The organism is Aeromonas sp. 6P (assembly GCF_051919525.1).
GTDB lineage: Bacteria > Pseudomonadota > Gammaproteobacteria > Enterobacterales > Aeromonadaceae > Aeromonas > Aeromonas veronii.
The window spans coordinates 256724-268945 of the sequence record NZ_JBQBEO010000002.1 but is presented as its reverse complement, the minus strand read 5'-3'; the positions used below and the strand labels follow the sequence as shown (position 1 = coordinate 268945).

At 61.8% G+C, this 12222-nt stretch carries 12 protein-coding genes; 4 read left to right on the top strand and 8 right to left on the bottom strand.

The features are described from left to right. Positions 1-59: 59 nt before the first annotated feature. Complete coding sequence (locus ACTG2J_RS01310; protein WP_005341867.1) at positions 60-557, bottom strand: response regulator; 498 nt, start codon at positions 555-557, stop codon at positions 60-62. Positions 558-612: 55 nt separating this feature from the next. Beyond that, positions 613-2589, bottom strand: a complete 1977-nt coding sequence (locus ACTG2J_RS01305) for an ATP-binding protein (protein ID WP_439997098.1) — start codon at positions 2587-2589, stop codon at positions 613-615. A gap of 267 nt (positions 2590-2856) precedes the next feature. Between ACTG2J_RS01305 and ACTG2J_RS01300 the strand changes: the two genes are divergently transcribed. Beyond that, positions 2857-3987: a NapC/NirT family cytochrome c gene (locus ACTG2J_RS01300; protein ID WP_005339847.1), complete on the top strand. Its 1131-nt coding sequence runs from the start codon at positions 2857-2859 to the stop codon at positions 3985-3987. A gap of 23 nt (positions 3988-4010) precedes the next feature. Continuing rightward, entirely contained in the window at positions 4011-6491 is a 2481-nt protein-coding gene (gene torA, locus ACTG2J_RS01295; protein WP_439997097.1) for a trimethylamine-N-oxide reductase TorA, read from the top strand. Between the two features lie 85 nt (positions 6492-6576). Here torA and ACTG2J_RS01290 read toward each other — a convergent pair whose 3' ends face one another. The 4 genes from ACTG2J_RS01290 to ACTG2J_RS01275 are packed head-to-tail and all read right to left on the bottom strand — an operon-like array spanning position 6577 to position 9442. Beyond that, a complete protein-coding gene (locus ACTG2J_RS01290; protein WP_005341871.1) occupies positions 6577-7038 on the bottom strand; it encodes a hypothetical protein in 462 nt (153 codons plus the stop codon). A 41-nt stretch (positions 7039-7079) separates the two neighbouring features. Then, positions 7080-8429, bottom strand: coding sequence for a sensor histidine kinase (locus ACTG2J_RS01285; protein ID WP_005339828.1), 1350 nt, complete (start codon positions 8427-8429; stop codon positions 7080-7082). Beyond that, the gene (locus ACTG2J_RS01280; RefSeq protein WP_005339826.1) at positions 8426-9082 is read right to left on the bottom strand and encodes a response regulator transcription factor; all 657 of its coding nucleotides are present in this window, start codon (positions 9080-9082) and stop codon (positions 8426-8428) included. Before ACTG2J_RS01280 ends, ACTG2J_RS01285 begins: the two co-directional genes overlap by 4 nt. Before the next feature lie 21 nt (positions 9083-9103). After that, entirely contained in the window at positions 9104-9442 is a 339-nt protein-coding gene (locus tag ACTG2J_RS01275; RefSeq protein ID WP_005341875.1) for a PepSY domain-containing protein, read from the bottom strand. 63 nt (positions 9443-9505) lie between these two features. Between ACTG2J_RS01275 and ACTG2J_RS01270 the strand changes: the two genes are divergently transcribed. Continuing rightward, positions 9506-9754, top strand: a complete 249-nt coding sequence (locus tag ACTG2J_RS01270; protein WP_013724184.1) for a PepSY domain-containing protein — start codon at positions 9506-9508, stop codon at positions 9752-9754. On the opposite strand, the gene msrQ is transcribed toward ACTG2J_RS01270, so the two are convergent. Together msrQ and msrP are read right to left on the bottom strand one after the other, a co-directional pair. After that, entirely contained in the window at positions 9751-10377 is a 627-nt protein-coding gene (msrQ, locus tag ACTG2J_RS01265) for a protein-methionine-sulfoxide reductase heme-binding subunit MsrQ (RefSeq protein WP_201990930.1), read from the bottom strand. The two genes, ACTG2J_RS01270 and msrQ, sit on opposite strands and share 4 nt — an antisense overlap. Further along, on the bottom strand, positions 10368-11369 hold the full coding sequence (msrP, locus tag ACTG2J_RS01260; protein ID WP_201990929.1) for a protein-methionine-sulfoxide reductase catalytic subunit MsrP: 1002 nt from the start codon (positions 11367-11369) through the stop codon (positions 10368-10370). The genes msrQ and msrP overlap by 10 nt, the downstream gene beginning before the upstream one ends. A gap of 370 nt (positions 11370-11739) precedes the next feature. Here msrP and ACTG2J_RS01255 point away from each other — a divergent pair, with 370 nt between their 5' ends. Continuing rightward, positions 11740-12222, top strand: a complete 483-nt coding sequence (locus ACTG2J_RS01255; RefSeq protein WP_201990928.1) for a DUF1097 domain-containing protein — start codon at positions 11740-11742, stop codon at positions 12220-12222.

Below are 12222 nucleotides of genomic sequence, written 5' to 3'. Positions count from 1 at the left end.
ACCTGCAATACTGTATATGCAGACAGTATACAACTGCCACCGCGAAAGCCCAACTGCCCCTATTCGTCAAACGGGTGATCGTGGATGGCGGCAAACAGCCGCGCCTGATTGAGCAGCGGCGCATAGTGGAAGGCATTTTCGCCATCTTCCGCCAGCAGGTAGTCGGTCAGCTGTTCGCGCACCGCCTCTTGCAGGGTCTCCAGCTTCCACGGCTTGGCAAGGTAGTAGTGCAACCCGCCGCGATTGACCGCTTCAACGGTGGCCTCCAGCCCGGCTTGTCCGGTCAGCAGCAATTTGCGGCTGGCCCGGGTGGAGGCTCGCCGGTTCAGCTCTACCAGAAAATCGACCCCCAGGGTTCCCGGCATGATGTGGTCACAAAGGATCAGCGCCAGCTTGTTGCCGTCGCGCTCCCACTCCTCCACCACCGCACGCGCCTCATCGACGCTCTCGGCGGCTTCCAGTTCGAAGTGGGAACGGAACGGGGCGAGATCGTGGATCACCGCATCCAGCACCTCCCGCTCATCGTCCACACAAAGGATCAGATAGTGTTTGTTCATTGCTCCTCCTTGGCGACATGGTTTGGCACGCCGCGCGATTGATGCTGGCCACGGCTCAGGCCGCATGCTCCTTGTTGTGATGAGGTTCGCCCCCGTAACCGGCCTGCCCCATGCCGTCCAGCGGCAGACAGACCCGCATCCGGGTGTAACGGCCCGGTTCGGAGGCCACCTCTATCCGGCCGTGGTGCTGCTGCACTATCTGCAGCGAAACGCTCAGACCAATCCCGAGGCCGAAATGTCCCTCCCGCTTGGTGGTGAAGTTGAGATCGAAGATCCGCTGCCACAGTTCGGGCTCGATGCCGCAACCGCTATCCTCGATCTCTACCATGACCCACTCGGGATCCAGCAATCCGGTGCGGATGGTGAGCCGCCCCGGGCCGCTCATGGCATCCAGACTGTTGGCGATCAGGTTGGTCCACACCTGTTGCAGGGCGATAGGGTGACAGCGCACCAGCGGCAACGGCTGGTACTCCTTGCAGAGCTCATGATGCTTGAGGCGGTTTTCGAAAATCATCAGGGTATCTTCCAGCCCCTCGTGCAGGTCTACCAGCGAGGGCTCGTCCCGATCCTGCCGGGCATACTGCTTGAGGCTCTTGACCAGATCGCCGATGCGACGGGCACACACCTCGATGTTGCGCAGGAAGCTGCCGGTCTGCTGGAACAGCTCCAGCCGGGAGAGCAGCGCCTCCCGCTCGTCGGCAGTGCGGCTGGCAAACCAGCGCTGCCAGTTAAGCTCGTCATCCAGATTCATCTGCACCGCCAGCCGCGCCTGCTGGCGATCACCAAAGCGCCCCTCTGCCTGCCGGGTCTTGTCACGGATCTCGCGGGTCGAGACCGGCTGGGAGGAGAGCGCCTGACAGAGGGTCTGGTTGCCCAGACCCTTGATGGGGGCAGGCAGTTCGAGATTGACCAGGTCAGGGATGGCGGCCCGCAGGGTCTCGCTGCCACGGATAATGGCCGCCACCGGGTTGTTCAGCTCGTGGGCTACACCGGCCACCAGCTGACCCAGCATCGCCATCTTTTCGCTCTCCACCAGCTGGGCGTGAGCAGCATCGAGGGAGTTGAGGGTCTGTTGCAGCCGCATCTCGGTACGGATGCTGTTTTGTAGGCGACGGTTGAAGTGGCGCAGCAGCAGGTTGGTAAAGGAGGGGAGCAGTTCGCTGCGCGCCTGCATCACCCGGGAGAATTGCAGCTTGTCGAGCTTGATCACCTCGGCACCGGTCAGAGTCACCCCGGTGGTGAAGGCGGGTTCGCCAGTCACGAAGGACATTCCCCCCACCAGCGAGCCGGTACGGTAGTGCACCACCTCCTGATCGACCCCCTGCTCGTCCCGCTTGCGCAGCACCACCTCCCCCTTGGCGATAAACCAGAGGAAGCTGTTGGGCTCCCCCTCGCGGGTCAGCACATGGCCCGGACTGTAGTGGCGGCAGACCCGCTCCTCGTCATTACCCTCGAAAAACTGATAGAGGCCGTCGATCACCACCCGGGAGAGTTCTTCATCGCTGCAGTGGGTGTAATCCATAAAGCCCTGCCGATAGGCAGCCAACTGGCGATCGACGTGGGCTCGCAGCAGCTTCTGGTTGTCGAGCACGGCGGCATAGCTCAGCAGATCCGCATCGGGACGTTGCAATACAAAGTGGCTCGCCTGCTCGATCACCGCCCGGCGCAGGCTGCCATCGCGCCAGGGGCGTTGCAGGTAGTAGTCGAGACGACCGAGGTTGACCGCCTCGATGATCGATTTCATCTCCGGCTGGTTGCCGAGCAGGATCTTGCGGCACGCCTCGTGACGACTGCCGAGGCGGATCAGAAAATCGGCCCCTCGCCCATCCCCCAGCTCGCTGTCACACACCACCACGGCGGGTGGCTGCCCCTTGCGATCCAGTTCGTCCAAGGCCAGCTCAGCCGACCCCTGACCGACCACCACCACCAGCGCGAAATGGCCGAGCAGCGGAGCCAACTCCTGTTCGAATTCGGCCAGCAGTTGCACGTTGGCGGCGACACACAGCAGTGAGAAAGGGCTAATCAGCGACACTCCGTTGAGGCTCACTGCTCACTATATCAGCGAATCTTGTGGGGTTTTGCGAGGGGGCTAACAGCTGTCGCGGAAAGTGCACAAATAGATAAAACAGAAAACAACTGAATTTAATTCGACAAATATATCAATAACAAAATAAAAGACAAAATGTGACAACAATCAAAAATATAAACCATGATGGAGGTCAACGCCTTATCCCTATCATTACTACTACTATTGGACTAGTACTATGTAGGTAATTATTGACCGTAGGAAAACGCCGCCATGATTGGAAAACTGATAAGAAAAACCTGGTTCTGGCTCCTGCTGCTCGGGGCCCTGCTGGGTGTCGCGGCACTGGGTGTCACCGTGACCGTGCTGCACAAGACCAGCTCCACCGAATTCTGCGTCTCCTGCCACTCCATGCAGACTCCGCTCGCCGAGTATCAGGGCAGTGTCCACTTCCAGAACACCAAGGGGATCCGCGCCGAGTGCGCCGACTGCCACATCCCGGGCGACCCCACCTCCTACCTGTGGACCAAGATCCGCGCCGTGAAGGATATCTATCACGAGGCGATCGGCACCCTGGATACCCCGGAAAAGTATGAAGCCCACAAGCTGCGGATGGCCCAGTCCGTCTGGGACGAGCTGAAAGCCAACGACTCCGCCACCTGCCGCAGCTGCCACAGCTACGAGGCGATGGACATTCTGGCCCAGCGCCCCAATGCCCGCGCCGAGCACCCGGTCGCCATCAAGGAGGGCCAGACCTGTATCGACTGCCACCGCGGTGTCGCCCACATCATGCCTGACATGAGCGGCCTGGCTGCCGCCGGTGCCAGCGAGCTGGCGCAGGCTGCGGCCCAGACTCCGGCCAACGTCACCACCCGCTACGCCATCGCCACCACCCCGCTGTTCCTCGATGCCGCCGCCAAGACCGACGAAGGCACCCTGATGCCCTCCACCAAGGTGGAAGTGCTGGCCAACGAAAACGGCCGCGCCAAGGTGCAGATCGAAGGCTGGCAACAGGATGGTGTGAGCGAAGTATTCTACGCCGCACCGGGCAAACGGATCCTCAGCGTACTGGTCGGCGATGCCGCCAAGAAAGCGCTGGTCACCGGCCAGAGCGAAACCGACAGCGCCACCAACCTCACCTGGCATCAGGTCAAGCTGACCGCCTGGGTCGACCAGAGCCAGCTCATCGGCGATCAGGGCAAGCTGTGGCAATACGCCTCCACCCTGATGTCCAACAACTGTACCGGCTGCCACGGCCTCACCGCGCTGGATCACTTCAATGCCAACCAGTGGATCGGCGTCATCAAGGGGATGGAATCTCGTACCTCCCTGACCCCGGAACAGGCTCGCATGTTGACCCAGTATGTCCAGAAACACGCCAGTGACATGAGCGCGGCCCACTAAGGCTGGCACAGAGGATAACCGTTATGACTTTTTTCAATGACAAGAAGACCAATCTGTCCCGCCGCAACCTGCTCAAGGGGCTCGGCGCCTGCGCAGCCCTGCCCCTGCTCGGCGGCATTTTTCCCAAGAGTGCGCTGGCACAAGCCATCAGCACCGCATTGAGTCAGTTCCCGACTCTGGTGCCCGCCCAGAAGGGCATTCTGACCGGCGCCCACTGGGGTGCTTTCGAGGCGATCGTCGAAGATGGTCGCATGGTGCGCGTCCAGCCGGTGGCCGATGATCCGGCGCCGAACGATCTCATCGACATGGCGCCGTTCCAGGTGCACGCCAAGAACCGCATCAAATACCCCATGGTACGCAAGAGCTGGCTGGAGCATGGCCCGGGCGCCAAACCCGAGCTGCGCGGTGCCGACGAGTGGGTGCGAGTGAGCTGGGACAAGGCGATCGAACTGGTGGCCGGTGAAATCCAGCGCGTGCAGAGTGACTTCGGCCCGCAGGCGATCCACGCCGGATCCTACGGCTGGAAGAGTGTCGGCATGTTCCACAACAGCCGCACCCTGCTGCACCGCCTGATGAACCTCTCCGGCGGCTTCACCGGTTATGCCGGTGACTACTCCACCGGTGCGGCTCAGGTGATCATGTCCCATGTGATGGGCTCCATCGAGGTGTACGAGCAGCAGACCGCCTGGCCCAACGTGGTGGAGAACGCCGAACTGGTGGTGCTGTGGGGGGTCAATGCTCAGGTCACCCTGAAGAACAGCTGGAACATGCCGGATCACGAAGGTCAGGCCGGCTTCAAGGCGCTGAAAGAGAAAGGCACCCGCATCATCAGCATCGATCCGGTCTACAACGAGACCGCCAAGCTGGTCGGCGCCGAGTGGATTGCCCCGAACGCCTACACCGACGTAGCCATGATGCTGGGTGTGGCCCACACCCTCTACAGCGAGAAGAAGCACGATCAGGCCTTCCTCGATCGCTACACCGTCGGCTTCGACAAGTTCCTGAACTACCTGCTCGGCAAGGATGACGGCCAACCGAAGAGCGCCGAATGGGCGAGCACAGTCTGCGGCGTCGATGCCAAGGTGATCCGCCAGCTGGCTCTCGACATGGCCGCCAAGCGCACCATGATCATGGCCGGTTGGGGCATGCAGCGTCAGCAGCACGGCGAACAGCCGAACTGGATGCTGGTGACTCTGGCCTCCATGCTGGGCCAGATCGGCCTGCCGGGCGGCGGCTACGGCTTCAGCTACCACTACTCCTCCGGTGGCAGCCCCACCGCCAAGGGTGGCATTCTGGCCGGTATCTCCGCCGGCAACGCGCCGAAGAACAGCCCGGCACCGATCCCGGTGGCCCGCATCGCCGACTGTCTCGCCAACCCGGGCAAGACCATCGACTTCAACGGCCGTAAGGTGACCTATCCGGACATCAAGCTGGTCTACGTGGCGGGCGGCAACCCCTTCCACCACCATCAGGACACCAACAACCTGCTGCAAGCGTGGCGCAAGCCGCAGACCGTGATCGTGCACGAGCCCTACTGGACCGCCACCGCCAAGCACGCCGATATCGTGCTGCCGGTCACCACCAGCTACGAGCGCAACGATCTGGAGATGGGTGGCGACTACTCCCAGCGCTATGTGTTCCCGATGCACCAGTGCGTCCCGCCCCAGCACGAGTCCCGCAATGACTTCGACATCTTCAGCGCCATCGCCGCCAAGCTGGGCGTGCAGGAGCAGTACACCGAAGGGAAGGACGAGATGCTGTGGCTCAAGCAGATGTACGACGGCATGGCGGCGCAGGCCCGCGGCGCCCGCGTGGCGCTGCCGCCGTTCAACATGTTCTGGGAGTCCAACAACTACATTCGCTTCCCGATCCCCGAGGCCAACCGCCAGTGGATCCGTCACGCCGATTTTCGCGAGAACCCGCTGCTCAACCCGCTCGGTACCCCGTCCGGCAAGATCGAGATCTTCTCCAACACGGTGGCGGGGATGGGTTACGCCGACTGCGCCGGCCATCCCAAGTGGTATGAGCCCAAGGAGTGGGTGAAAAGCGAGGTGGCGGCGCGCTATCCGCTGTCCCTCAACACCTCCCACCCGACCCAGCGACTGCACTCCCAGCTCGACAACACCCCGCTGCGGGACAAGTTCGCCATCGCCGACCGCGAGGCGATCATGCTCCATCCGCTGGATGCCAAGGCTCGTGGTATCGCCCAGGGGGATCTGGTGCGCGCCTTCAACGAGCGCGGCCAGATTTTGGTGGGCGCCCTGCTCTCCGAGGATGTGCGCCAAGGGGTGGTGCGGATCTGCGAAGGGGCCTGGTATGACCCGGCCAAGCCGGGCGAAGCGGGCAGCATCTGCAAGAACGGCAACGTCAACTGCCTCACCTTCGACGAAGGCTCGTCCAGTCTGGCACAGGGCAACTGCGGCCACATGGCCCAGTTGCAGATCGAGAAGTACACAGGACCTGTGCTGGCCAACACCGCCCACGCGGTACCGGCCAACGGCTAAGGCGATTGCCACCCAATAAAAACGGCGCCATCAAGGCGCCGTTTCTTTATCTGTCTGCCAAAGAGCACACATAGTCCGGACAGATTTAAAAATCCCCCTCTTCCATATACTCCTGCGCGCACTCCACCAGCTGCGGCCACAGCTCTTCCGGCACCCAGGCGTCCGGGTCATCTTCATCGCCATCGTACTGGCTCCAGAAGTAACGGCGCAGACCGGAAGCAAAGTCGTCGCTGATCTCCGCCAGCTCCGAGAGTGGCCCCAACCAGGCGATGCGGCGCAAGCCGGAGGCGAGATCGTTGATAGCATCCATCAGGGTGCGATCGTCAAAGCTCTGCTCCACCAGCAGGGTGAAGCGCTCACGCGCCTGTTCAGTCTGCTCCTCGTCCAGCTCGCCCACATCGGCCAGCAGATCGACATAATCTTCCAGCAGATAGGCAATCAGGCCATCCCGATCTTCAAACCACTGGATCTGGGCGCCCTTGACCCCCAGTACAGAGGCATCGAATGAATCGTCAAGATGGCACAGGGCCCACGGATCGTCGGTCATGGTTCTCTTCCTCAGGCTAAAACAAATGCCATATCTTATGCCTAGCTCTCGACCCTTGCCACCTTGGGCAACGAGAGGGAGGCGGCCAGCCCGCCCAGTTCGGCGCGGCCCATAATAAAGCTGCCTCGATAGGCTTCCGCCAGATCGGATACGATGTTGAGACCGAGACCGGAACCCGGCACCTTCTCGTCGAGCCGCACCCCGCGCAGCACCGCCTTGGCGATCTGATCCTCGCTCATGCCGGGGCCGTCATCCTCGATACGCAGGGTGATCCAGCCCCCCAGCTCGGCGCTGGAGATACGCAGCTCGCTGGCTGACCACTTGAAGGCGTTCTCCAGCAAATTGCCCACCATCTCGTCGAAATCCTGCTCCTCCACCCCGACCGCCAGATTGGCGGGCACTTGCAGATCCACCGTCTTGCCCGGATAGAGGCGGGAGAAGGCGCGGCAGATATACTCTACCCGCGCCCGCACCGGGGTCGAGACCCCGAGGATCTTGGCGGCGCCGGTCACCCGCGCCTTGCCGAGGTGGTAGTCGATATGGCGCTGGATCTGGTCGAGCTGCTCGCCGATGGCGGCCTGATCCTCCGGCGGCAATTGAGCCACCTGATTGCGCATGATGCTGAGCGGCGTCTTGAGGGCGTGGGCCAGATTGCCGGTGTGGGATCGCGCCCGCTGCAGCAGCTCGCCGTAGTGGTGCAGCAGCCGGTTGATATCCTCCACCAGCGGCTGGATCTCCAGCGGATAGCGCAGCCGGAAGCCCTCCTGATGGCCCTCGTGAACCCGCCCCAGTTCGCGGCGCAGCAGGTGCAGCGGCCGCAAGCCGTAGACGATCTGGAACATGAAGCCGAGCACCAGGCCGGCGGCGGCAAAGCCGAGGCCGAGGAAGAGGCTGATGCGGGTCTTGTTGAGGGTCTGGGTCAGGGCACTGCTGTCCTTGGCCATCACCAGAGTGAAGACCCGATCCGAACCGGGCAGCAGCACGGTACGGGTCATGATCAGCAGCGGCTCCTTGTTGGGCCCCTTGCCGACGAAGAGGTCGGGATCGCCAAAGGCGGACTTGAGGCCGTCGCTCTTCAGATTGGTATCCCACAGGGAACGGGAGCGCCCCACCACATCGCGGCCCAACTCCAGCTGCCAGTAGTAGCCGGAGTAGGGTTGATTGAAACGGGGATCGGAGAGGGAGCCGGTGACCACCGGCAGGCCGGTTTTGGCCACTTCCAGCCGGGAGAGCAGATCATAGAGCTGCAGGCGCAGACCGTCGGCCTCCGCCTCCTGCCAGTAGTTGCGCATCATAGTCTGCAGGCTGAAACCGGTGGCGAACAGAAACAGCCCGCACCACACCAGCGCGATGGCGACCAGCCGCCCCCGCAGGGTTCTGACCAGCCTCATTCGTTGATCCGGTACCCGAGGCCGCGCACTGTCTCAATCAGATCGGGGTTGGTTTTCTTGCGGATCCGGCCGATGAACACCTCCACGGTATTGGAGTCACGGTCAAAATCCTGAGCATAGATGTGGTCGATCAGCTCGCTGCGTGATACCACCTTGCCCCGATGCTGCATCAGGTAACCCAGCACTCGGAACTCGTGGGCGGTCAGCTTGATGGGGGTCCCTTCGTACCACACCTGCGACGCCGCCATGTCGAGCCGCACCCCGCCGATCTCCAGAATGGAGCTGGCGTTGCCCGCCGCCCGGCGCACCAGTGCATGGACCCGCGCCACCAGCTCGGCCACCTGGAACGGCTTGGTAAGGTAGTCATCGGCACCGGCGTTGAGCCCCTCGATCTTCTCGTGCAGCTGGCCGCGGGCGGTCAGCACCAGCACCGGGGTATCGATCCCCTTGCTGCGCCACTCCTTCAGCACGCTCAGGCCATCCCGACCAGGCAAGCCGAGGTCGAGAATGATGGCATCGTAAGGTTCTGTCTCTCCGAGAAAACCGGCCTCGTTGCCATCGTGGCAGAGGTCGGTGACAAAGCCGGATAGGCGCAGCTGTTCGGCCAGCTGGCCAGCCAGAATTTTTTCGTCTTCAACAATCAGAATTCGCATGAACAGGCTTCCACACAGGGGTTATTCATCATCCTCGACCGGGGGCTTTGGCGGTTCGAACAACCGCTCCAGATGGTGGCCCTTGGCCCACACCAGCTCAAGGTTGTCAGCCCGATAGGCCACCTTGATCACGCTATTCTCCCGATCGATGACTCGCAGTTCATAGAGCCAGATACCATCCTCTTCCCCCAGATCCACCCGCAACACCCGCACCGGCAATCTGGCCGCCACCTCCATCATTTCATGGAAGGGCCGAACCCGTCCCTCATGGACAGCTTGCTGCAGCTGGGCTTCATCAGGCGTGACCGCCTGTGCCAGCAACGGCAGCAATAACCCAAGCAGAGGGAGCGCTCTATTCATGGATGATTCATCTCCAAAAACCTAACATAATGGCGTTTATAGTCTGCCAGCCATGAATCCGGAATGAATATGATCCCGCGCAGTTTCCTGCTGATCCTTTGCCTGTTGAGTGCCACAAGCTGGGCGGCCCAGAGCCGTCTCGACATGGCCGGGCTGGTCAAACTCCTGCTGGCGCAAGGGTATCACGACATTCGGGAAGTGGAGCTGGAAGGGGACAAATTCGAGGTCAAAACCCTCAATCGCCAGGATCAGAAGGTGCATCTCATCGTCGATGCCTACACTGGCGAGATCAAACAACAAGAGGCCGATTAGGCCTCTTTTGCATTCCAGCGTCCCCGCATGGGGCGCAGCAGCTTCTCCCGCCTCGGCCAGAGCAGGGCGCAGGCCAGCAGCAGGTAGATGAGGGGCTCCCCCCAACCGCTCTTGAGCGACCACCAGTAGTGCACCGGCACCAGCAAGGCGATGACATAGACCCAGTTGTGCAGCTTCTGCCATGCGGCGCCCATGCGGCGCTGCAATGCGGGCAGCGAAGTGATGCTTAGGGCGGCCAGCAGCAGCAATGCCACCATCCCCACCACTATGTAGCTGCGCTTGACCAGCTCGCCGCCAATCAGCCCCCAGTCAAACTGCAGATCCAACCCCAGCCACGCCATGAAGTGGAGCAGCGCCCAGGCAAAACACCAGAGCCCGAGGGGGCGGCGCAGCTTGATGAGCTGCCCGTGCCGCCAGCGCTTGGCCAGCGGTGACACCAGCAGGGTGAGCAGCAGCAGGTTGAGCGCCCCCTTGCCGAGGTAGTGGATAAGCTCGGGCACCGGATCGCCCCCCAGCAGGCCTGCCGGAATGGCAAACCCCAGCCAGAGCAGGAAGCCGAGAGAGCCCAGATGCACCAGCACCCGCAAGCCGCTGATATGGGCCGGTTTCAATCTCAATACCATTGGCGCAGATCCATCCCCTGATAGAGCGAGGCGACTTCATCACCATAGCCGTTGAACATCAGGGTCGGCTGACGCTTGGCGCCAAACACTCCGCCTTCGCCGATGAAACGCTCGCTGGCCTGACTCCAGCGCGGGTGATCCACCTGCGGATTGACGTTGGCGTAGAAGCCATATTCGTTGGGAGCCAGCAGGTTCCAGGTGGTCGGCGGCATCTCCTCCACCAGCCGGATCGAGACGATGCTCTTGATGCTCTTGAAGCCGTACTTCCACGGCACCACCAAGCGGATCGGCGCGCCATTCTGGGCGGGCAGGGTCTTGCCATAGAGCCCCATCGCAAGGAAAGAGAGAGGATGCATCGCCTCGTCGATACGCAGCCCCTCCACATAGGGATACTCGATGCCGCCCCCCAGACTGGAGGCCTGCCCCGGCAGCTGTTTCGGATCAAACAGGGTTTCGAAGGCGACAAACTTGGCACGACTGGTGGGCTCGGCACGGCGGATAATCTCCGCCAGCGAGATGCCGTTCCAGGGCAGCACCATGGACCAGGCTTCGACACAGCGCAGCCGGTAGATCCGCTCCTCCAGCTCGCTCTTGTTGATAAGATCCCACACATCAAGGGTAAAGGGCTTGGCCACCTCCCCCTCCACCTTGAGGGTCCAGGGTTCGGGCTTGAGGTAATGGCCGTTGCGAGCCGGGTCGGACTTGTCGGTGCCGAGCTCATAGAAGTTGTTGTAACTGGTGGCCTTCTCTTCCGGTGTCAGCACCAGATTGGCCGGGCGCTCGGCAGGCTTGCTGTTGATCGGTTTGGTGGCTAACTGGGGAGCATCCTCTTTACCGCGCAGCAGATCGAGCACACCGGCATGAGTGGGAAACGCCAGGGTGGCCGCGCCCAGACCCAGCCCTTTGAGAATAAGGCGGCGGTCCTGATAGACGGCTTCCGGGGTGACATCCTGTTCGGTGAGGGGGTGGGCGGTACGACGCTTGATCAACATGAAAAACTCCCGGGGCTGAGTGAGGCAGTATGGATAAGACCCGCCCCGGCAGATTTTTATTTCACACAAATTTACATCATGTGGTGCAGGGGCAGTGCCTTGGCCATGGTGCCGACCAGAAACAGGACTACGAACACCAGCAGGGGAACGATCACATTTGGCGCCATCAGACTCACTCCATGAGCAGGACAGGGCCTCTAACTATGGCCGACTGTCAGGCCGGTCACCAATGAATTTTTTTCGCGAGCGCAAGCGTATTCCTGAGTTGAAAAGAGTGATGAAGATCACACACAATTCGGCCCCCGCTTGCCGCCCCGATTGCCGGGGGTAGGCTGCCCATTTTGCGAAGCCAACTGAAGAGTCGCCCCCCATGAGCCCACTGATCGCCATCGCCATCACCACTGGAATTCTCTCCGCCGTCTGGGGCTGGATTGCCGTCGCGTTCGGCCTTATCTCCTGGGTTGGCTTTCTCGGCTGCACCAGCTATTTCGCGTCAAGCGGTGGCTACAAGGCGCTGCTGCAGACCATCTTCTGCAACGCCAGCGGCATGCTGTGGGCACTGCTGCTGATCCATGGCGACAGCCTGTGGGGGGCGGGCGTGGCGGGTTATGTGATGACGGGGGTAGTCGCCACCCTGATGTGCGTACAGGCCAAGCAGCAGTGGCTCGGCTACATTCCCGGCACCTTTGCCGGTTGCTGTGCCACCTTCGGGGCGGCTGGCGAGTGGCGGCTGATCCTGCCCTCCCTCATCATTGGCGCCTTGTTCGGTTACCTGATGAAGGCGAGCGGCCTCTGGCTCTCCCATAAAACCCAGAAAGCTGACGCCGCTCCGGCGGTAGTTGATCCCGCCTGA

What these genes read in the sequence shown, in the direction of transcription:
- ACTG2J_RS01310 (WP_005341867.1), bottom strand. Translation starts at nt 557, where the DNA reads ATGAACAAACACTATCTGATCCTTTGTGTGGACGATGAGCGGGAGGTG.
- ACTG2J_RS01300 (WP_005339847.1), top strand. Translation starts at nt 2,857, where the DNA reads ATGATTGGAAAACTGATAAGAAAAACCTGGTTCTGGCTCCTGCTGCTC.
- torA (WP_439997097.1), top strand. Translation starts at nt 4,011, where the DNA reads ATGACTTTTTTCAATGACAAGAAGACCAATCTGTCCCGCCGCAACCTG.
- ACTG2J_RS01290 (WP_005341871.1), bottom strand. Translation starts at nt 7,038, where the DNA reads ATGACCGACGATCCGTGGGCCCTGTGCCATCTTGACGATTCATTCGAT.
- ACTG2J_RS01285 (WP_005339828.1), bottom strand. Translation starts at nt 8,429, where the DNA reads ATGAGGCTGGTCAGAACCCTGCGGGGGCGGCTGGTCGCCATCGCGCTG.
- ACTG2J_RS01280 (WP_005339826.1), bottom strand. Translation starts at nt 9,082, where the DNA reads ATGCGAATTCTGATTGTTGAAGACGAAAAAATTCTGGCTGGCCAGCTG.
- ACTG2J_RS01275 (WP_005341875.1), bottom strand. Translation starts at nt 9,442, where the DNA reads ATGAATAGAGCGCTCCCTCTGCTTGGGTTATTGCTGCCGTTGCTGGCA.
- ACTG2J_RS01270 (WP_013724184.1), top strand. Translation starts at nt 9,506, where the DNA reads ATGAATATGATCCCGCGCAGTTTCCTGCTGATCCTTTGCCTGTTGAGT.
- msrQ (WP_201990930.1), bottom strand. Translation starts at nt 10,377, where the DNA reads ATGGTATTGAGATTGAAACCGGCCCATATCAGCGGCTTGCGGGTGCTG.
- msrP (WP_201990929.1), bottom strand. Translation starts at nt 11,369, where the DNA reads ATGTTGATCAAGCGTCGTACCGCCCACCCCCTCACCGAACAGGATGTC.
- ACTG2J_RS01255 (WP_201990928.1), top strand. Translation starts at nt 11,740, where the DNA reads ATGAGCCCACTGATCGCCATCGCCATCACCACTGGAATTCTCTCCGCC.